Annotated in this window: 19 protein-coding genes; 9 read left to right on the forward strand and 10 right to left on the reverse strand. The window is 70.4% G+C overall.

Translation table 11 applies throughout. The features are described 5' to 3' along the window. The first annotated feature begins 98 nt into the window (after window positions 1-98). The 3 genes from ACFUO4_RS41210 to ACFUO4_RS41220 all read left to right on the forward strand — a co-directional run bounded on the left by ACFUO4_RS41210 (window position 99) and on the right by ACFUO4_RS41220 (window position 2,822). On the forward strand, window positions 99-1,460 hold the full coding sequence (locus ACFUO4_RS41210) for a sensor histidine kinase (protein WP_383495168.1): 1,362 nt from the start codon (window positions 99-101) through the stop codon (window positions 1,458-1,460). Next, window positions 1,457-2,122, forward strand: a complete 666-nt coding sequence (locus ACFUO4_RS41215; protein ID WP_383495171.1) for a response regulator — start codon at window positions 1,457-1,459, stop codon at window positions 2,120-2,122. Before ACFUO4_RS41210 ends, ACFUO4_RS41215 begins: the two co-directional genes overlap by 4 nt. 127 nt (window positions 2,123-2,249) lie before the next feature. Further along, window positions 2,250-2,822 (forward strand): dihydrofolate reductase family protein, encoded by a 573-nt coding sequence (locus tag ACFUO4_RS41220; RefSeq protein WP_383495174.1) that lies wholly within the window; start codon window positions 2,250-2,252, stop codon window positions 2,820-2,822. Window positions 2,823-2,842: 20 nt separating this feature from the next. Here the strand turns inward: ACFUO4_RS41220 and ACFUO4_RS41225 are convergent, their stop codons facing one another. The 3 genes from ACFUO4_RS41225 to ACFUO4_RS41235 are packed head-to-tail and all read right to left on the reverse strand — an operon-like array spanning window position 2,843 to window position 4,129. Continuing rightward, window positions 2,843-3,283 (reverse strand): SRPBCC domain-containing protein, encoded by a 441-nt coding sequence (locus tag ACFUO4_RS41225; RefSeq protein WP_079310848.1) that lies wholly within the window; start codon window positions 3,281-3,283, stop codon window positions 2,843-2,845. Continuing rightward, window positions 3,276-3,668, reverse strand: coding sequence for an ArsR/SmtB family transcription factor (locus ACFUO4_RS41230; protein WP_383495177.1), 393 nt, complete (start codon window positions 3,666-3,668; stop codon window positions 3,276-3,278). The genes ACFUO4_RS41225 and ACFUO4_RS41230 overlap by 8 nt, the downstream gene beginning before the upstream one ends. Further along, complete coding sequence (locus ACFUO4_RS41235; protein ID WP_383495180.1) at window positions 3,665-4,129, reverse strand: SRPBCC family protein; 465 nt, start codon at window positions 4,127-4,129, stop codon at window positions 3,665-3,667. Before ACFUO4_RS41235 ends, ACFUO4_RS41230 begins: the two co-directional genes overlap by 4 nt. 146 nt (window positions 4,130-4,275) lie before the next feature. Here ACFUO4_RS41235 and ACFUO4_RS41240 point away from each other — a divergent pair, with 146 nt between their 5' ends. Next, window positions 4,276-5,478 (forward strand): cytochrome P450, encoded by a 1,203-nt coding sequence (locus ACFUO4_RS41240; RefSeq protein WP_383495182.1) that lies wholly within the window; start codon window positions 4,276-4,278, stop codon window positions 5,476-5,478. Here the strand turns inward: ACFUO4_RS41240 and ACFUO4_RS41245 are convergent. From ACFUO4_RS41245 to ACFUO4_RS41255, 3 genes are read right to left on the reverse strand one after another with little or no spacing between them, the layout of a single operon-like run. Beyond that, window positions 5,468-5,686 carry a hypothetical protein gene (locus tag ACFUO4_RS41245; protein ID WP_079310852.1) on the reverse strand — a complete coding sequence of 73 codons (219 nt, stop codon included), beginning with the start codon at window positions 5,684-5,686 and terminating at the stop codon, window positions 5,468-5,470. The two genes, ACFUO4_RS41240 and ACFUO4_RS41245, sit on opposite strands and share 11 nt — an antisense overlap. Window positions 5,687-5,734: 48 nt before the next feature. Next, window positions 5,735-7,243 (reverse strand): ABC transporter permease, encoded by a 1,509-nt coding sequence (locus ACFUO4_RS41250; protein ID WP_383495428.1) that lies wholly within the window; start codon window positions 7,241-7,243, stop codon window positions 5,735-5,737. Window positions 7,244-7,302: 59 nt separating this feature from the next. After that, window positions 7,303-8,193: an ABC transporter ATP-binding protein gene (locus ACFUO4_RS41255; RefSeq protein ID WP_079310853.1), complete on the reverse strand. Its 891-nt coding sequence runs from the start codon at window positions 8,191-8,193 to the stop codon at window positions 7,303-7,305. 73 nt (window positions 8,194-8,266) lie between these two features. Between ACFUO4_RS41255 and ACFUO4_RS41260 the strand changes: the two genes are divergently transcribed. After that, window positions 8,267-8,758 (forward strand): GbsR/MarR family transcriptional regulator, encoded by a 492-nt coding sequence (locus ACFUO4_RS41260; protein ID WP_383495186.1) that lies wholly within the window; start codon window positions 8,267-8,269, stop codon window positions 8,756-8,758. Here the strand turns inward: ACFUO4_RS41260 and ACFUO4_RS41265 are convergent. Beyond that, window positions 8,755-10,263, reverse strand: a complete 1,509-nt coding sequence (locus ACFUO4_RS41265; protein WP_383495189.1) for an APC family permease — start codon at window positions 10,261-10,263, stop codon at window positions 8,755-8,757. The two genes, ACFUO4_RS41260 and ACFUO4_RS41265, sit on opposite strands and share 4 nt — an antisense overlap. A gap of 170 nt (window positions 10,264-10,433) precedes the next feature. On the opposite strand from ACFUO4_RS41265, the gene ACFUO4_RS41270 reads away from it, so the two are divergent. Together ACFUO4_RS41270 and eutC are read left to right on the forward strand one after the other, a co-directional pair. Then, on the forward strand, window positions 10,434-11,819 hold the full coding sequence (locus ACFUO4_RS41270; RefSeq protein ID WP_383495192.1) for an ethanolamine ammonia-lyase subunit EutB: 1,386 nt from the start codon (window positions 10,434-10,436) through the stop codon (window positions 11,817-11,819). Further along, the gene (gene eutC, locus ACFUO4_RS41275) at window positions 11,816-12,559 is read left to right on the forward strand and encodes an ethanolamine ammonia-lyase subunit EutC (protein WP_383495195.1); all 744 of its coding nucleotides are present in this window, start codon (window positions 11,816-11,818) and stop codon (window positions 12,557-12,559) included. Before ACFUO4_RS41270 ends, eutC begins: the two co-directional genes overlap by 4 nt. A 28-nt stretch (window positions 12,560-12,587) precedes the next feature. Here the strand turns inward: eutC and ACFUO4_RS41280 are convergent, their stop codons facing one another. Then, entirely contained in the window at window positions 12,588-13,004 is a 417-nt protein-coding gene (locus tag ACFUO4_RS41280; protein WP_383495198.1) for a DUF6086 family protein, read from the reverse strand. A 48-nt stretch (window positions 13,005-13,052) separates the two neighbouring features. Beyond that, window positions 13,053-13,913 carry a diacylglycerol kinase family protein gene (locus tag ACFUO4_RS41285; protein ID WP_079310858.1) on the reverse strand — a complete coding sequence of 287 codons (861 nt, stop codon included), beginning with the start codon at window positions 13,911-13,913 and terminating at the stop codon, window positions 13,053-13,055. A 219-nt stretch (window positions 13,914-14,132) separates the two neighbouring features. On the opposite strand from ACFUO4_RS41285, the gene ACFUO4_RS41290 reads away from it, so the two are divergent. Continuing rightward, the gene (locus ACFUO4_RS41290; protein ID WP_383495202.1) at window positions 14,133-15,416 is read left to right on the forward strand and encodes an adenylosuccinate synthase; all 1,284 of its coding nucleotides are present in this window, start codon (window positions 14,133-14,135) and stop codon (window positions 15,414-15,416) included. 158 nt (window positions 15,417-15,574) lie between these two features. Beyond that, window positions 15,575-17,371 carry a bifunctional metallophosphatase/5'-nucleotidase gene (locus tag ACFUO4_RS41295; RefSeq protein WP_383495205.1) on the forward strand — a complete coding sequence of 599 codons (1,797 nt, stop codon included), beginning with the start codon at window positions 15,575-15,577 and terminating at the stop codon, window positions 17,369-17,371. Window positions 17,372-17,374: 3 nt separating this feature from the next. Here the strand turns inward: ACFUO4_RS41295 and ACFUO4_RS41300 are convergent, their stop codons facing one another. Then, complete coding sequence (locus ACFUO4_RS41300; RefSeq protein ID WP_383495208.1) at window positions 17,375-18,223, reverse strand: NAD(P)H-binding protein; 849 nt, start codon at window positions 18,221-18,223, stop codon at window positions 17,375-17,377. Between the last annotated feature and the right edge of the window lie 97 nt (window positions 18,224-18,320).

Raw genomic sequence — 18,320 nt, forward strand, 5'->3', positions numbered from 1 at the left:
GGGTGGCTCTTCGCCACCCGTAGTACTTGAGGGGGAGGCGCAGGGACCCCTCTCACTGGTGACGACGTGCACCCCCGCCCACGCCTACCGTTTTCATCGTGACCGAGACGACCGAGACGCACACGACGCCGCCGCACGGGGGCGGATACGACGCGTACAAGCCACGCAGCCCTGAGGTGCGGGCCGCCCTGGACGCCCTGCGGGGCCTGCGCCAGGACCTGTTCCACGACGCCTTCGCCTACCGCCCGCTGCCCCGCATGGCGGTGGACGGCCCGCTCACCCGCCGGCTGTCCGGCAGGGTGCGGCAGTACGCGGCCTGGAGCCCGCACGCGGTGGTGGCGGCGGCGGGCGTGATGGCCCTGTTCAGTGCCTGGGCGAGCGGCCAGGGCACCGTGTCGGCGATGCTGTGCGGCCTGTTCGCGCTGGCGCCGGTGCTGGTCACGCTGATCAGGCCGGTCGGCGCGTTCTGGCTCTCGCTGGCTTCGACGACCGCCGTCGCCGTGCTGGGCACATCCTGGTCCAACTGGCCTTGGCTGCCGGGCAGTTTCATCTCCCATCTGACGGTGCTGACGGTCGTGGCGATACGCACCCGGCCGCGCACGGCGGCATGGATGTGGGTGCTGACGGCGGTGTACGGCTTCGTCTCCGAGACCGTCTTCGGCTGGGGCCACTACGCCACGAACACCGGCCCCATGCTGGTCGTCTCCGCGATGGCCCTGCTCGTCGTCACGGTCTGGCAGATACGCCGGACCGCCGAGCGGGAGGTGACCGCCCAGCAGACGGTGACGGCGCACGAGCGGTCCAAGCGCACCCTGCTGGAGGAGCGCTCCACGATCGCCCGCGAGCTGCACGACGTGGTCGCCCACCACATGTCGGTGGTCGCCATCCAGGCCGAGGCGGCGCCCTACCGGGTGGAGAACCCGCCGCCGGAGCTGGAGCGGGCGTTCGCGACGATCCGCGAGAACGCGGTGGCGGCGCTCACGGAACTCCGCCGTGTGCTGGGCGTGGTCCGCGCCGAGGACTACGAGGCCCCGGACGCCCCGCAGCCCACGCTCGCCGACCTCGACGGGCTGCTGGCCAACGTGCGGGACACGGGACTGAGCGTGCGGAAGACGGTGACGGGCGCGGTGCGTGAGCTGCCGCAGGGGGTGGAGCTGTCGGCGTACCGCATCGTCCAGGAGGCGCTGAGCAACACGCTGCGGCACGCGCCGGGCGCGGCCGCGCAGGTGGAGATCGGTTACGTCCTGGGCGGGCTGGGCCTGCGCATAGTCAACGGTCCGCCACCGGCCGGGGCGCTGCTCAAGCCGTCTCCCGGCGCCGGCCACGGCATCACGGGGATGCGGGAGCGCGTCTCGATGCTGAACGGCGAGATGACGGCGGGCGCGACGGACGAGGGGGGTTACGAGGTGGCGGTGTACCTGCCGGTGCCGAGTACGAGTGCGAGCGAGGGTGACGCATGACGATCCGCGTACTGATCGCGGACGACCAGATGATGGTGCGCGAGGGCTTCTCGGTGCTCCTCAACGCGATGCCGGACATCGAGGTCGTCGGCGAGGCGGTCAACGGCCGTGAGGCGGTGGCGAAGGTCCGCGAGCTGGGCCCGGACGTGGTCCTGATGGACATCCGGATGCCGGAGCTGAACGGCATCGAGGCGACACGCGAGATCGTGGCGGCGGACGGCGCGGCGAAGGTGCTGGTGCTGACGACGTTCGACCTCGACGAATACGTCTACCAGGCGCTGAAGGCAGGTGCCTCGGGCTTCCTGCTGAAGGACGCCTCGGCCCGCCAGCTCGCGGACGGAGTACGGGTGGTGGCGTCCGGCGAGGCCCTCCTCGCCCCCTCCGTGACCCGGCGCCTCATCACGGAGTTCTCGCGGCTCTCCGACGGCCCCCATCTGATGGTCTCCGCCCAGGCGGCCTACGGCGACCTCACCGAACGCGAGACGGAGGTGCTGGTCCTGATCGCGCAGGGCTTGTCGAACGCGGAGATCGCCGGGCGGCTGGTGGTGGCGGAGTCGACCATCAAGACCCACGTCAGCCGCGTCCTGGTGAAGCTGGGGCTGCGGGACCGGACGCAGGCGGCGGTGTTCGCGTACGAGGCGCGGCTGGTGACGCCGGGATAGGGGCCGCAGAAGGATCTGAAAAATAGGGTGGGTGTCAGCCGATGAGTTTCTCCGTGATCAGCGGTCGTAGATGACAGCTGGACACGAGACAGCACCGGACGGACAGAGACACAACGGAGGAACCGACATGCGCACCCTCATCAGCACCGCCTTCATCTCGCTCGACGGCGTCGTGGAGGCGCCGGGCGGTGAGCCCGGTTACCGGAACGCCGGATGGACGTTCAAGGACATCGAGTTCCTCCCCGAGGCGTTCGAGATCAAGGGCCGCGAGCAGCAGGAAGCGAGCGCCATGCTGCTCGGCCGGACCAGCTACGAGGCGTTCAGCCCGGTGTGGCCCGACATGGAGGAGTTCGCCGAGTACAAGGTGATGCCGAAGTACGTGGTGTCGACGACCCTCAAGGACGACGACCTCGTCTCGAACTGGGGCGACACGACGATCCTGCGCTCCCTCGACGAGGTCGCCGAGCTGAAGGAGACCGAGGGCGGGCCGATCATCATCCACGGCAGCGCCTCCCTGAACCGGTCACTCGCCGACGCCGACCTGATCGACCGCTACCACCTGCTGGTCTTCCCGGTCCTCCTCGGCGCCGGCAAGCGCCTGTTCTCGACGACGGACAAGGACAAGCAGCGCCTGAAGCTGGTCGAGCACGAGGCGTACGCGAACGGCCTGCAGAAGAACGTCTTCGACGTGGTCCGCTGACGGCGCTTCCGGCGGGGCGTTCAGTGCCAGTTGCTGATCTGGACGTCGTCCGGCGCGGGCTCGCCCTTGCCGGTCTCGACGAGCTTCTTGAGGCTCATCAGGTAGGTCGCCCACTTGGTGCTGCAGTGGTACATGAACTCCACCGGCTCCTTCCAGCCCTCGTGCCGGAACAGCACGATGGTGAAGTCGTCCTCCTGCTTCAGCTCGAAGCGGACGTGGGTGCCGATCCATTCCTCGGGCCCGTCGACGACCTCCCAGACCAGGCGCTCGGCGGGCTGGGCCTCCAGGACCTTCATGTCGAACCCGCCGGGTACGAAGCGGAACTTGATGACGCCGCCGACACGGGGGTCGCCCTCCGTGTCCTGGGTCCACCAGTTCGCGAGCCCGTCGACCGTGGTCAGGGCTGTGTAGACGGCGTCGGGGGACGAGGTGACTCCGATCCTGTGCAGGATGTCAGGCATTGTCGGTACCTCTCTTCGATGTCGTGTTCTCCGGGTGGGCCTGGGGTGAGTTCTCCCGGTCCCGTTGGATCGCCTCGGCGATCCGCTTGATGCGGTGCAGCCGGGCGTCCCAGCTCGCCCCGACCGAGGCCAACTGGGCGGTGGCGCGGGCCAGTTGTTCCTCGTCCACCTCGTAGCGGCGCTCGCGGCCGGACGGGGTCGCGTGGACCAGCCCGACCCGGTGGAGCACGCCGAGGTGTTTGGCGACCGCCTGGCGGGTGACCGGCAGTCGGTCGCTGAGTGAGGTCGCCGTGCCGAAGCCGTCGGCCAGCATCAGGTCGAGCATCCGGCGCCGGGTGGGATCTCCGACGGCGGACCACAGCTCGTCGTCGACGGTGACGCTCACGGCGTGGACACCAGCCGGTTCACGTAGGCGACGAGACGCGGCAGGAAGTGGTCCCAGCCGGTGACGTGCTCGCGGTAGGCGTTCTCGAGGACGGCCGCCTCCCAGCCCCGTTCCCGGAACCCCGCCTCGCTGAAGCGCAGCAGCGTGCCCGAGCCGGACGGGGTCAGGTCGAAGGTCACCAGGAGGGAGTTGGCCGGTGTCGGGGTCTCGCCCTCGTCGTACACCCACCGGAAGGAGAACCGCCGGGGCGGATCGGCGTCCACGACGGTCAGCGATTCGACCTTCGCGTCCGGTGAGTTCCTGTCCCCGAACGAGATGACCCCGGTGCCGCCGGGCACGGGCTTGAGCTCGGCCTCGTCGGGCCACCACTCCCTCAGGTGCTCGGGCCGGCTGACGACCTCGTAGACCACCTCGGGTGTGGCGTCGATGTGGATCTCCCGCTCGATGCTGCCGTACTCCATGGGTGTCACCCGGCCCTTTCGCAACCTTTGGTTGCGTATCACTGTAAGCCCCGGCGGCGGTGATGCGCAACCATCGGTTGCGTGTGGCGGTGGTGCCGCTGAGACACCCCTGGTCAGAAGGCGGAGAGTCGGGCTAGCGTCCGGGCATGGCAGCCTTCGACCCGTGGGACCCGGACTTCCTCGCCGACCCCTACCCCGCCTACGCCGACCTGCGTGCCAGGGGGCGCGTCCAGTACTACGAGCCCACGAACCAGTGGCTGGTCCCGCAGCACGCGGATGTCTCGGCGCTGCTCAGGGACCGCCGCCTCGGCCGCACCTATCAGCACCGCTTCACCCACGAGGACTTCAACCGCACCCCGCCGCCCGCCGAACACGAGCCGTTCCACACGCTCAACGACCACGGCATGCTCGACCTGGAGCCGCCGGACCACACCCGCATCCGGCGTCTGGTGTCGAAGGCGTTCACGCCGCGGACGGTCGAGCGCCTCAAGCCGTATGTCGCCCAGCTCGCCGGGGAGTTGGTGGACGGGCTCGTCGAGAAGGGCGGCGGTGATCTCCTCGCCGACGTCGCCGAGCCGCTTCCCGTCGCGGTCATCGCCGAGATGCTGGGCATCCCGGAGGCCGACCGTGGCCCGCTGCGGCCCTGGTCGGCGGACATCTGCGGGATGTACGAGCTGAACCCGTCCGAGGAGGTGGCCGCCAAGGCCGTACGCGCCTCCGTGGAGTTCTCCGACTATCTGCGGGAGCTCATCGCCGAGCGGCGTGGGGCACCCGGCGACGACCTCGTCTCCGGTCTCATCGCCGCCCACGACGAGGGCGACCGGCTCACCGAGCAGGAGATGATCTCGACCTGCGTGCTGCTGCTGAACGCCGGGCACGAGGCGACGGTCAACGCCACCGTCAACGGCTGGTACGCCCTGTTCCGCAACCCCGACCAGCTCGCGGCACTCCGCGCCGACCACTCCCTCGTCCCCACCGCCGTCGAAGAGCTGATGCGCTACGACACCCCGCTCCAGCTCTTCGAGCGCTGGGTGCTGGACGACATCGAGATCGACGGCACCACCGTCCCGAGGGGCGCGGAGATCGCCATGCTCTTCGGCTCCGCCAACCACGACCCGGCGGTGTTCGAGAACCCCGAGCGCCTCGATCTCACCCGTGCGGACAACCCGCACATCTCCTTCAGTGCCGGTATCCACTACTGCATCGGCGCACCCCTGGCCCGTATCGAACTGGCCGCCTCGATGACGGCGCTGCTCGACCGCGCCCCGTACCTGAGCCTCGCGGCGGAGCCGGTACGGAAGCCGAACTTCGTGATCAGGGGGCTGGAGGGGCTCAGCGTCACGGTCTGAGCGAGCGCAGTACGGCCCACACCACCAGGGAGGCGGCCACGCCGCCCAGGACCGCGAGCGGCAGCTCGGCGAAGAGCACGCTCCAGTCGGGGCCCTGTTCGAAGCGCCGGAAGCGTCCGCGGACGCCCACGGACCAGAACCCGAGCCCCGCTCCGGCACCTGCGGCCGCGGTCAGGCACCCTGCCGCGGCCCGCGCGCGTTCTCCCATGCCCGGTACGGACGCGGGCAGACCGCGAAGAGGTTCCCGGCGCTCCCGTCAGGTGGTCAGGTCCCGTCGGCGCAGCCCGGCCAGTCCACCGCCCACCAGCACCACGGCAAGCCCCAGCAGGACCAGTACCGGTCCCCAACTCATCTCCCCACCCGGCAGCTTGGGCAGATGCCCGAACGGGGACAGATCCAGCACCACCTGCGGAGCATCCAGCGCCGGGCCCACCCAGCCGATGAGCAGGACGGCCCCGGCGACACCCCACGCCGCCATCGCCGCCCGCGGCAGCAGCCCGTACAGGGCGACCGCCAGGCCGCCGATCACCCACACGGCGGGCACCTGGACCAGGCACGCGCCCAGGATCGGGCCGATCTCCTCGCCGTAGCCCACGGCGAAGCCCAGACCGGTGAGCAGCATGAGCAGCACCGCCCCGCCGAAGGCGACGACCAGATGACCGGCGGCCCAGCCCAGACGGCTCACCGCGTTCGCCAGGAGCGGTTCCGCGCGGCCCGACGTCTCCTCGCCGTGCAGGCGCAGCACGCTCTGGACGACGTACAGCGCCGCGATCAGGCCCATCATCCCGACCATCGACGCCAGGAAGGCGTCCTCCAGGCCGCTCTGGCCGCCCATTCGCTCGAAGATCTCGCGCGCGTTCGCGTTGTCGCCGACCAGGTCCGCCACGCCGTCGGTGAGGCCGCCGTAGACGACACCCACCAGGAAGAAGGCGATCGACCAGCCGAGGACGGCGCCCCGCTGCAACCGCCAGGCCAGTGCGCCCGGGCTGCCCAGGCCGCCGGTCGCCGGGCCCGGGCGGGTCGGGAAGAAGCTCATGCCGACGTCCCGGCGGCCCGCCAACGCGTAGGCCAGCCACGCCTGTCCGGCCGCTGCCACCGTGAACAGCGGCAGCAACCACCAGCGTTCGTCCGCGTAGGGGCGCAGGTTCTCCAGCCAGCCCAGCGGGGAGATCCAGGTCAGGGGTGAACTGCCGTCGTCCGAGGCCGAGTCGCCCGCCGCGCGCAGGACGAAGGCCGCGCCGAGGACGGCCGACGTGAGGCCGCGGGCCAGCCGTGCGCTCTCCGTCAGCTGTGCGACGATCGCCGCCATCGTGGCGAAGACCATGCCGACCGCCGCGAGTCCCAGGCCGAGGGCGAGCGCGCCCACGACTCCCTGGCCCGCCAGGCCCGCCGTCACCAGGACCGCCAACACGGCATTCGCGACCCCTGCCGCCAGCAGCGCCGCCGTCAGGGACGCCCTGCGGCCCACCATCCCGGACGCCAGCAGCTCGTGGCGGCCGCTCTCCTCCTCGTCGCGGGTGTGCCGTACGACGATCAGCAGGCTCATCGCCGCCGCGACCAGCCCGGCGTAGACGCCGATCCGCCAGGCGGTCAGCGCGCCCAGGTCGGTGTCGAAGACCGGGCCGATCAGGGCGCGGAAGGACGCGTTGGTCTCCACCTGGTGGATCAGGTCGGCCCGTTCGGCGTCCGTGCCGTACAGGCCCTTCAGGGAGGCGGGCATGGAGAGGACCATCAGCGCGTTCACCGCGACCCAGACCGGGATCATCAGCCGGTCGCGGCGCAGCGAGAAGCGGAGCAGTACGCCGGTGCCCGCGAGGGAGGCCGTCACGACGCGGCCTCCTGGTAGTGGCGCAGGAACAGCTCCTCCAGGGTGGGCGGCGTCGACGTCAGCGAGCGCACGCCCGACTCGCTCAACTGCCGCAGTACGGCGTCGAGTTTGTCGGTGTCGACCTGGAGCCGGACCCGGTGGCCCTGGACGTCCAGGTCATGGACGCCGGGGAGCGAGGCCAATCCGTTGGGGGCGCCCGCGAGTTCGGCCGTCACGCTGGTGCGGGTCAGGTGGCGCAGGTCGGCGAGCGAGCCGGTCTCGACCGTACGGCCGTTGCGGATGATGCTCACGCGGTCGCACAACTCCTCGACCTCGCTGAGGATGTGGGAGGAGAGCAGGATCGTGCGGCCCCGGTCGCGCTCCTCCTCCACGCAGCGCTGGAAGACCTCCTCCATCAGGGGGTCCAGGCCCGAGGTCGGCTCGTCCAGGATGAGCAGGTCGACGTCCGAGGCGAACGCGGCGACCAGGGCGACCTTCTGGCGGTTGCCCTTGGAGTACGTGCGGCCCTTCTTGGTGGGGTCGAGTTCGAAGCGGTCGATCAGCTCGGCGCGGCGGTCCGGGTCCAGGCCCCCGCGCAGTCTGCCGAACAGGTCGATGACCTCTCCGCCGGAGAGGTTGCGCCACAGCGTCACGTCGCCGGGGACGTAGGCGATCCTGCGGTGCACCTCGACCGCGTCCGCCCACGGGTCGCGGCCGAGCACCTGCGCGGCGCCCGCGTCGGCGCGCAACAGGCCCAGCAGGACGCGGATGGTGGTGGACTTGCCGGCGCCGTTGGGGCCCAGGAAGCCGTGCACCTCGCCGGTCTCGACCGTGAGATCCAGCCCGTCGAGCGCTTGCGTCCTGCCGAAAGCCTTGTGCAGGCCGGAGACGCTGATTGCCTTCGTCATTCTTCAGAACGTACGCTTCTTTCAGAAAATTGTGAAGTTAAGGAAGAGAGTGAACTCCGGTTAGGCTGAGGGGATGAGTGACGTGGCAGGTCGGGACCCCGAAGTGGTGTCCAGGTTCGTGGAGCGGTTCGCGGCTCAGCTTGTCGAGGCGGGGCTGGCGCGCATGCCGGCCCGGGTCTTCGCCGCGCTGCTCGCCTCCGACAGCGGCGCCCTCACCTCCGCCGAGCTGGGCGAACGGCTCCAGGTCAGTCCGGCCGGGGTCTCGGGCGCCGTGCGCTATCTGTCCCAGGTGCACATGCTGTCGCGGGAGCGCGAGCCCGGCTCACGACGCGAGCGGTACCGGGTGCACAGCGACCAGTGGTACCAGGCCCTCACCAACCGCGAGGCGATCATCAAGCGCTGGGAGGACGCCCTGCGCGAAGGTGTGGCCAGCCTGGGGGCCGAGACTCCGGCCGGCCGCAGACTGGCCGAGACGCTCGCCTTCTTCGAGTTCATCGAGAAGGACCTCGCCGAGATGATGGAACGCTGGCAGGTCCGCCGCGCGGAGCTGTTCGGGGACCGTTAGCGCTCCTTGGTCTCCTCCAGGACCGTCCGGCCGAGGAGCTGGTAGCGGGCCGGGTCCCGGCGCTTGAGGTACTGCGCGTACCCGATGCCCGTTCCCGCGACCAGCGCCACCAGCCACGGGGTCGCCTTCAGCACCAGCGAACCGGACTCCGTACCGGCCGCCGCGCCCATGTTGGACACCAGCAGCGCCACCACCGCGAGCATCGCCACGCCGCCGACCAGCGGGGCGGTGAGCGTCTTGAACCAGTGCCGGCTCTCGGGGTGGTTGCGGCGGAAGTAGACCAGCACCGCGAAGGAGCAGACCGCCTGCACGACCAGGATCGCCATGGTGCCGAGGATCGCGAGCAGGACGTACGTGCCGGTGTACGGGTCCTTGCCGGCGGCCGCGAAGGCCAGCAGGAGCAGCGCGGTCACGATCGTCTGGACCAGGCCCGCGATGTGCGGGGAACCGTGCCGGGCGTGGGTGCGGCCGACGGTGTTCTTCAGGGAGGGCAGGACGCCCTCGCGGCCCAGCGCGTACATGTAGCGGGCGGCGCAGTTGTGGAAGGCCATGCCGCAGGCCAGCGAGCCGGTGATCATCAGCCACTGCATGACGACGACCGCCCAGTGGCCCACGTACTGCTCGGTGGGGCCGAAGAACAGCTGGAGGGGGTTGGCGGTGGAGACCTCGACGGCCTTGGACTGGCCGGTGCCGGTGATCGCCATCCAGGAGACGAAGACGTAGAAGACGCCGACGCCGAGCACCGAGATCATCGTCGCCTTGGGGATGATCTTCTTCGGGTTGCGGGACTCCTCGCCGTACATCGCCGTCGACTCGAAGCCGACCCATGACCAGAAGGCGAAGAAGAGGCCGAGACCGGCGGAGGTGCCCTTGAAGGCGTTGACCGGGTTCACCGGGTCGATGCTGAAGCCGTCCGGGCCGCCGCCGTGGAAGGCGACCGAGATCGCCATCGCGGCGAGGATCGTCACCTCGGTGGCGAGCAGGACGACGAGCAGCTTCTCGGCGACCGAGACGCCGAACCAGGTGCCGGTCGCGTTGATCGCCAGCATCAGGATCGCGAACGCCCACCAGGGGATGTCCGTGCCCGTCTGGTCCTTCAGCGTCTCCGTCGCGAAGGTCGAGAAGATGCCGATCAGGGCCGGCTCGAAGACGACGTACGCGAACGTGGCGAGCAGTCCGGAGGCGAGTCCGACGGTGCGTCCGAGGCCGTAGGAGATGAAGCCGTAGAAGGCTCCGGTCGAGGTGATGTGCTTCGCCATCGACGTGAAGCCGACGGAAAAGATTGCCAGTACGACCATTGCGACGAGGTAGCTCGCCGGGGCGCCGATGCCGTTGCCCGCCGACACCATGAAGGGCACGTTGCCCGTCATCGCGGTGATCGGCGCGGCCGTCGCGACGGCCATGAAGACCACGCCCAGCAAGCCCACGGCGTTGGGCTTGAGCCGGTGAACCGTGCCTGTCTCGTCTGTCCTCGCCGCTGGGGCGACTCCCTCGTCCACTGCCATCGGGCTGGGCCCCTCTCCTGCTGACGCGCTGGTGTACCGGGCTGGACTCTGTCGGCCGAATGAGTCGGCCAAGGGTCTCGATGCGTTAAATGTTTGTCAACCAGACCTTTAGAAGTCCGAGGAAATCTGCGGAAATCTCTTCGCAACACGCGGCTCGTACGGTCGCCGCCATGAGCGTCCACACCTCCACCGTCGGCGGCGAGCGCCACCGCTTCACGTCCCTCGCCCGGCTGCTGGCCGCCGCGAGCCCGGAACGTTCCGGCGACCGCCTCGCCGGGCTCGCGGCCGAGTCGGCCCGGCAACGGGTCGCGGCGCGCTGGGCGTTGGCGGAGGTGCCGCTCACGACGTTCCTGACCGAGCCGCTGATCCCGTACGAGAGCGACGACGTCACCCGGCTGATCCTGGACACGCATGACGCGGCGGCGTTCGCGCCGGTGGCGGGGATGACGGTGGGGGAGCTGAGGGAGTGGCTGCTGGCGGCCGACGGCGAGGCCCTGACCGCCGTGGCCGCCGGGCTCACCCCGGAGATGGTGGCGGCCGTCTCCAAACTCATGGGCAACGCCGACCTGGTGGCCGTCGCGCGCAAGGTGCGGGTCGTCACCGCGTTCCGCTCGACGATCGGCCTGCCGGGACGCCTCGCCACCCGCCTCCAGCCCAACCACCCCACCGACGACCCGGCGGGCGTCGCCGCCGCCCTGCTGGACGGGCTGCTGCTCGGCTCGGGCGACGCGGTCATCGGCATCAACCCGGCCACGGACAGCCCGAAGGCGGTACGGGACCTGCTGGACCTCCTCGACGGGGTCATCCAGCGGTACGGCATCCCCACCCAGTCCTGCGTCCTCTGCCACGTCACGACCAGCGTGGACCTGATGGAACGCGGCGCCCCCGTCGACCTGGTCTTCCAGTCGATCGCCGGCACCCAGGCCGCCAACGCCTCCTTCGGCGTCACGCTCGGGCTGCTGGACGAGGCGTACGAGGCGGCCCTGACGCTGGAGCGCGGCACGGTCGGGCGGAACGTCATGTACTTCGAGACCGGGCAGGGCAGCGCCCTCTCCGCCGACGCGCACCACGGAGTGGACCAGCAGACGGTGGAGGCACGGGCGTACGCGGTGGCACGGCGCTACGACCCCCTGCTGGTGAACACGGTGGTGGGCTTCATCGGCCCGGAGTACCTGTACGACGGCCGCCAGATCCTCCGGGCGGCCCTGGAGGACCATTTCTGCGGCAAGCTGCTCGGCCTGCCCATGGGCCTGGACATCTGCTACACCAACCACGCGGACGCCGATGACGACGACGTGGCCACCATGCTCACCATGCTCGGCGTCGCGGGCGCGTCCTTCGTGATCTGCACGCCGGGCGGCGACGACATCATGCTCAACTACCAGTCCGCCTCCTACCACGACGCGTTGTACCTCCGCGAGGTCCTCGGGCTGCGCCCGGCACCGGAGTTCGAGGCATGGCTGGCGACGATGGGGCTGCTCGACGAACGGGGCGGCATCCGCGAGGTCGACGCCCACGCACTGACGGAGATCGCCGGAAGGGAGCTCGCGGCATGAGTGAACTTGCCCTGGGGCAAGGCGAGTTGTGGCAGTCGCTGCGCCGCCGCACCCAGGCCCGCATCGGCCTCGGCCGGGCGGGCACCGCACTCCCCACCCGGCACCGGCTGGAACTCCAGGCCGCGCACGCCGCCGCCCGGGACGCGGTGCACTCGCCGTTCGAGCCCGACCGGGTCGCGGCGGGGCTGCCGGGGATGCCGACGGTACGGGTGCGCAGCGCGGCCGGTGACCGGCTGACGTATCTGCAACGCCCGGACCTGGGACGCCGGTTGGACGCGACCGACCGGGCGCATCTGCCGACGGGGGAGTGGGACGTGGTGTTCGTCGTCGCCGACGGGCTGTCCAGCCGGGCGGTGCACGAGCACGCGGCGACGGTGGTGACGGAGACGGTGACCCGGCTGCCCGGGTGGCGGATCGCACCGGTCGTGCTGGCCGAGCAGGCGCGGGTGGCGCTGGGAGACGCGGTGGCGGCGGCCATGGGGGCGGCGATGGTGGTCGTCCTGATCGGCGAACGGCCGGGCATGTCGGCGGCGGACTCGCTGGGCGCGTATCTGACGTACCGCCCGGAGCCGGGTGCCACGACCGACGCCGACCGCAACTGCCTGTCCAACATCAGACCGCCCCTGGGCCTGTCCTACGAAGGCGCGGCGGGCAAGCTGGCGACGCTGATGGGGCGCGCGCGGGAACTGGGGGCGACCGGGGTGGGCCTGAAGGACGAGTCGGACGCGCTGCCGGTGTAGGACCGGGGCGTACGACTGGCGCCGGCGTCTAGACCGGCATCCCGCGCCGCAGCAGATCCGCCCGCTCGCGCAGACGTACGGTCCTGTCCTGGGCGTCCGGCACGGGCACCTGGACGTCGGTGAGCCCGGAGGGCCGGTCGGTGGGTGCGGGGCGCCCCGGCTCGATGCCGGCCCGCCCGGCGAGCACCAGCACCGTCGCGACGAAGCCTTCGGAGAGCGCGTCGATGACCGAGTGCCGGGTGCGGTCGTGCAGGTCGAGGAGGGCGTCGACGTACGTCGCGAAGGCTGCCGGGTCGATCTTGCACTCGTCGTTCTCCATCGGCCCGAACCCGGAGGGAACGCCCAGCTCCTCCTCGTACAGCCGCACATGGCGCAGGAAGAGACGGGCGGCTCCGTTGGAGGGGTTCCAGAGGGTCTCGTCGCCCACGTCGAAGTACTGGCTCATGCGCCTTCCCGGTGTGATCGGCGGACCCGCACGGTAGCAATGGCCGGATCACCGCCCCGGCAGCGTCAGCCCCAGCGCCCCCTCCCACACCGTCCACGTCCGGCGCCGTACCGGGCCCGCCACGCCCGCGTCCGCGCCGTAGCGGAAGTCCGCGCCCGTGACCGTCACCGTGCGGCCGGAGGCCCGCAGCGGGAGGGCCTCGGCGCCCACCGACACCGGCCGCACCTCCACCTCGGCCAGCCCCGCCGCGCCCGGCGTCACCGACACCGCCTCCACCGGCTGGCCCAGGTCGACCAGCGTCACCCCGTCCACCTCCACCCGGAGCCGGGAGGGCCCGGGCGCGGGCGGCGCGGGTTCCCGGACGGGGCGGGCCGGGACGAGGGTCCGCACGAGCGTCTGGCAGGTCCGCAGCCAGGGGTGCCCGGCACCCGCCACCCCCGCCGCCTCCAGCTCCGGTTCCGGCGGCTGCGGAGCCGGCGCGGGGATGCGCAGCGCGCCCAGCACCACCCCGTCGCTGTCGTCGACGAGCAGGTCGAGGCGGCGCTCCACGCCGTCCAGGACCGTCCGCGCGGCGGCCACCGCGCCCGTCGGCACCCCCAGGGAACGGGCCACCGACAGCGCACCGCCCACCGGCACGAAGGACAGCGCACATCCGGCCAGCTCCCGCTGCCGGTGCAGCAGGGACACCGCGCGCAGCAGCGCCCGGTCGTCGCCGACCACCACCGGCCGCCGCGAACCCCGGCGAGCCAGCACCCGAGCGAATTCCTCAGGCCCCTCCGGCATGCAGACCTTCGTGGTCGCACCCGCGCTGAGCACGTCTTTCGCGATCCGGACCGACTCGCCGTCGGTCCTCCGGGCGACCGGATCGATGACCACCAGCAGCTGATCGGAAGTCGCTGAAGTCGCCACCTCGGTCCTGCCTCGCTTCCTCGGGTAGCATCTTTGTGCAAGAGCCCCTTGCGCTATTGCGCCAGGGGCTTCGTCTATTCCGGGGCATCCGGGTCCGACGGGTTCGCGGCCGACCACGGCCGACGGTGGCCGAAGAAGGTCGCCGGTGTACGCAGCACAGAGTTGTGCCGTGTACGCCCCTGACCTTGGACATGCCCCGCCCGGAAGGGGTGTACGCGCGTGCCCGCACTTGTGCTGCTCGGTGCTCAGTGGGGTGACGAAGGCAAGGGAAAGGCGACGGACCTGCTAGGCGGGTCTGTCGACTATGTGGTGCGCTACCAGGGCGGCAACAACGCCGGTCACACGGTGGTCGTGGGCGATCAGAAGTATGCCCTGCACCTGCTCCCTTCCGGAATCCTCTCCCCGGAGTGCACTCCGGTCATCGGCAACGGTGTCGTCGTCGACCCGTCGGTCCTGTTCTCCGAGCTGAACGGGCTGAACGAGCGAGGCGTCGACACGTCCAAGCTCCTGATCAGCGGTAACGCTCACATCATCACGCCGTACAACGTCACCGTCGACAAGGTGACGGAACGCTTCCTCGGCAAGCGGAAGATCGGCACCACCGGGCGGGGCATCGGCCCGACCTACGCCGACAAGATCAACCGCGTCGGCATCCGCATCCAGGACCTTTACGACGAGTCGATCCTGACGCAGAAGGTCGAGGCGGCGCTGGACGGCAAGAACCAGCTCCTGACCAAGGTCTTCAACCGCCGCGCCATCGAGGCCGGGCAGGTCGTAGAGGAGCTGCTGTCCTACGCGGACCGGCTCAAGCCGTACGTCGCCGACACGGTCCTGGTGCTGAACCAGGCACTGGAGGAGGACAAGGTCGTCCTGTTCGAGGGCGGCCAGGGCACCCTCCTGGACATCGACCACGGCACGTACCCCTTCGTGACCTCGTCGAACCCGACCGCGGGCGGCGCCTGCACCGGCGCCGGCGTCGGCCCCACGAAGATCAGCCGGGTCATCGGCATCCTCAAGGCCTACACGACCCGCGTCGGCTCGGGCCCGTTCCCGACCGAGCTCTTCGACGAGGACGGCGAGGCGCTGCGCCGCATCGGCGGCGAGCGGGGTGTCACCACCGGCCGTGACCGCCGCTGCGGCTGGTTCGACGCGGTCATCGCCCGCTACGCGACCCGCGTGAACGGCCTGACGGACTTCTTCCTCACCAAGCTGGACGTGCTGACCGGCTGGGAGCAGATCCCCGTCTGCGTCGCCTACGAGATCGACGGCAAGCGAGTCGAGGAGCTCCCCTACTCGCAGACCGACTTCCACCACGCGAAGCCGATCTACGAGACCCTCCCGGGCTGGTCCGAGGACATCACCAAGGCGAAGTCCTTCTCCGACCTGCCGAAGAACGCCCAGAACTACGTCAAGGCGCTGGAGGAGATGTCCGGCGCCCCGATCTCCGCGATCGGCGTGGGCCCGGGCCGCGACGAGACGATCGAGATCAACTCGTTCCTGTAGGTCCTCCGGGGCCTCCGGGTCCTGCCGCGCATGGGCCGGTCAAGGATTTCCTTGACCGGCCCATGGCCTTTTCCTGGTTCCGTCGGGAAGTGGCGGAAGGCAACTATCTACGCGGGTAGTTGTGCCCCTCCTCCCCTCTCCCGTCCCAGGAGTCCTCGATGCCCGTCAGTCCCATGAACCGCCGTGAGTTCGTGCAGAAGTCGGCCGTCACCGGTGCCGCCGTCGCCGTGGCCGGAGCCCTCACCGCCGGTGAGGCGGATGCCGCCGAGCAGCGGCCCCGCACCTGGTCGTTCTCCATCCTCGGCACCACCGACCTGCACAGCCACGTCTTCGACTGGGACTACTACAAGGACGCCGCCTACAGCGACAAGGCCGGCAACTCCGTCGGGGTCGCCCGGGTCGCCACCCTCATCAAGCAGCAGCGCGCGGCCAAGGGCGAGCACCGGGTGCTGCTCGTCGACGCCGGTGACATCATCCAGGGCACCTCGCTGGCCTACTACTTCGCGCGCGTGCAGCCCATCACCGACAAGGGCGCGCCGAAGCACCCGATGGCCGTCGCCATGAACCACATGCGCTACGACGCCGCCGCCCTCGGCAACCACGAGTTCAACTACGGCATCGAGGTGCTCCGGAAGTTCGAGCAGGAGTGCCACTTCCCGCTGCTCGGCGCGAACGCGCTGGACGCGAAGACCCTGAAGCCCGCCTTTCCTCCCTACACCGTGAAGCGGATCCGTGTGCCGGGCGCGCCGGACATCAAGGTGGGCATCCTCGGTCTCACCAACCCCGGTATCGCCCTGTGGGACAAGGACAACGTGAGCGGGAAGATGGTCTTCCCCGGGCTCGTCGAGCAGGCGAAGAAGTACGTGCCGCGGCTGCGTGCCCTCGGGTGCGACGTGGTGTTCCTGACCGATCACTCCGGGCTCGACGGTTCCTCGTCCTGGGGCGACTCGCTGCCGTACGTCGAGAACGCCTCGAACCTGGTGGCCGAGCAGGTGCCGGGCATCGACGCGATCCTGGTGGGCCACACGCACGTCGAGGTGCCCTCGTACACGGTGAAGAACGCGGAGACCGGCGACGAGGTGCTGTTGTCCGAGCCGTACTGCTGGGGCTACCGGCTGAGCGTCTTCGACTTCGAACTCGAACTCCACCACGGCCGGTGGAAGGTGACGAGCAAGACCGCGCAGACCCTCGACCCCAAGGACGTGGACGAGGACCCGGAGATCAAGAAGCTCCTCGAGGCCGACCACGAGCTGGTCGTGAAGTACGTGAACACGGCGGTCGGCACCTGCAGGCAGGACCTCTCCGCGGCGGAGTCCTGCTGGAAGGACGTGCCGATCATGGACTTCATCCACAAGGTCCAGATGGAGACGGTGAAGGCCGGGCTCTCGGCGTCCGACGCGGCGCTGCCGCTGATCTCGGTCGCCGCGCCCTTCAGCCGCACGGCCGACATCCCCCAGGGCAGCGTCACCATCAAGGACATCGCCGGGCTCTACATCTACGACAACACCCTGTACGGCAAGAAGCTGACGGGCGCCCAGCTCAAGGACTACCTCGAGTTCGCGGCGAAGTACTACTACCAGGTCCCGGCCGGCACCAAGGTCGACACCGCGACCCTCACCAACGCCAACAAGTTCTGGGACTACATGTACGACACGGCGGCGGGCGTCGACTACGAGATCGACATCGCGCAGGCCGAGGGCTCCCGGATCAAGAACCTCACGTACAACGGCACCCCGGTCGCCGACGACCAGGTCTTCGTCGTCGCCGTCAACAATTACCGGGCCAACGGCGGTTCGGGGTATCCGCACATCGCCACCGCCGACATCGCCTACAGCTCCACCAACGAGATCCGTCAGCTGATGATCGACTACGTGACGGCCAAGGGAGCGCTGGACCCGGCCGACTTCGCGGTGACGAACTGGAAGCTGACGCAGGCCGGGACGCCGGTGTTCTGAACCTCAGCGGAAGGCCTCCCCATGTGCCGCCGCCCACTGCGCGAACGTCCGCGGCGGGCGGCCCAGCACCTTCGCCGCCGTCGGGACGACGACCGCGCCGCGGTCGTCGTCCAGCGTGCGGCGCATGATCGCGTCGACGACCTCGGGCGGGAAGCCGTACCTCTCCATGCCCGCGCGGGCCGCCTCGGGCGGTACGGGACGGACCCGCAGGGCGCGGTCCAGGACCCCGCCGAGGAGGTGCAGCTCCTGCGTCGGGGTCAGGGACTCGGGGCCGCTCAACTCGTAGGTCATGCCGGCGTGGTCGTCGGTCGTCAGGGCTTGCGCCGCGATCTCCGCCAGGTCCGCCGGGTCGATGCTCGCCGCCGGGCGGTCCGCGAACGGGATCGCCACCTCGTCGCCGACGCTCAACTGGCCCGTCCACTGGAGGGCGTTGGACATGAAGCGGCCGGGGCGCAGCAGGGTCCAGACGGGGGCCGCGTCGACGACCGCGGCCTCCGCCGCGGCGTGCCAGCGGGCGATCGGGTCGCTGCCCGCGCCGCCGTCCAGGACGGAGAGCTTCACCAGCCGTCGTACTCCTGCTGTGCGGGCAGCCTCCGCCAGTGCCAGGTCGTGGGTCGGGGCGGGGGCCGTGCCGACCGGCTGGGCCGACATCAGGAAGGCCGCGGAGACGCCCGCGAACGCCGCCGGCAGACTCGCCGGGTCGCCCGCGTCGCCGTACACCGGCTGTGCACCGGCGGGGAAGCGGGCCTCGTCCGGGCGCCGCGTCATGGCCCGCACGGGCACGCCGGACGCCACCAGCCGTCGTACGAGTTCACTGCCCACGTGCCCTGTCGCACCGGTCACCAGGATCATCGCCGTCTCCCCTCAGGTGGGTTCCAGCGTGCTCCGGGCGGCGGCGGGGCGCGTCGCACCGGGGGAGGCGCTCGGTGTGCTTCCGGTGGAGTACGGG

It is taken from the genome of Streptomyces sp. NPDC057280 (genome assembly GCF_042668605.1).
GTDB lineage: Bacteria > Actinomycetota > Actinomycetes > Streptomycetales > Streptomycetaceae > Streptomyces.

Coding starts and splice junctions, on each gene's coding strand:
- ACFUO4_RS41215 (WP_383495171.1), top strand. CDS start 1,457: ATGACGATCCGCGTACTGATCGCGGACGACCAGATGATGGTGCGCGAG.
- ACFUO4_RS41220 (WP_383495174.1), top strand. CDS start 2,250: ATGCGCACCCTCATCAGCACCGCCTTCATCTCGCTCGACGGCGTCGTG.
- ACFUO4_RS41225 (WP_079310848.1), bottom strand. CDS start 3,283: ATGCCTGACATCCTGCACAGGATCGGAGTCACCTCGTCCCCCGACGCC.
- ACFUO4_RS41235 (WP_383495180.1), bottom strand. CDS start 4,129: ATGGAGTACGGCAGCATCGAGCGGGAGATCCACATCGACGCCACACCC.
- ACFUO4_RS41240 (WP_383495182.1), top strand. CDS start 4,276: ATGGCAGCCTTCGACCCGTGGGACCCGGACTTCCTCGCCGACCCCTAC.
- ACFUO4_RS41245 (WP_079310852.1), bottom strand. CDS start 5,686: ATGGGAGAACGCGCGCGGGCCGCGGCAGGGTGCCTGACCGCGGCCGCA.
- ACFUO4_RS41250 (WP_383495428.1), bottom strand. CDS start 7,243: ATGATCCCGGTCTGGGTCGCGGTGAACGCGCTGATGGTCCTCTCCATG.
- ACFUO4_RS41255 (WP_079310853.1), bottom strand. CDS start 8,193: ATGACGAAGGCAATCAGCGTCTCCGGCCTGCACAAGGCTTTCGGCAGG.
- ACFUO4_RS41260 (WP_383495186.1), top strand. CDS start 8,267: ATGAGTGACGTGGCAGGTCGGGACCCCGAAGTGGTGTCCAGGTTCGTG.
- ACFUO4_RS41265 (WP_383495189.1), bottom strand. CDS start 10,263: ATGGCAGTGGACGAGGGAGTCGCCCCAGCGGCGAGGACAGACGAGACA.
- ACFUO4_RS41270 (WP_383495192.1), top strand. CDS start 10,434: ATGAGCGTCCACACCTCCACCGTCGGCGGCGAGCGCCACCGCTTCACG.
- eutC (WP_383495195.1), top strand. CDS start 11,816: ATGAGTGAACTTGCCCTGGGGCAAGGCGAGTTGTGGCAGTCGCTGCGC.
- ACFUO4_RS41280 (WP_383495198.1), bottom strand. CDS start 13,004: ATGAGCCAGTACTTCGACGTGGGCGACGAGACCCTCTGGAACCCCTCC.
- ACFUO4_RS41295 (WP_383495205.1), top strand. CDS start 15,575: ATGCCCGTCAGTCCCATGAACCGCCGTGAGTTCGTGCAGAAGTCGGCC.
- ACFUO4_RS41300 (WP_383495208.1), bottom strand. CDS start 18,223: ATGATCCTGGTGACCGGTGCGACAGGGCACGTGGGCAGTGAACTCGTA.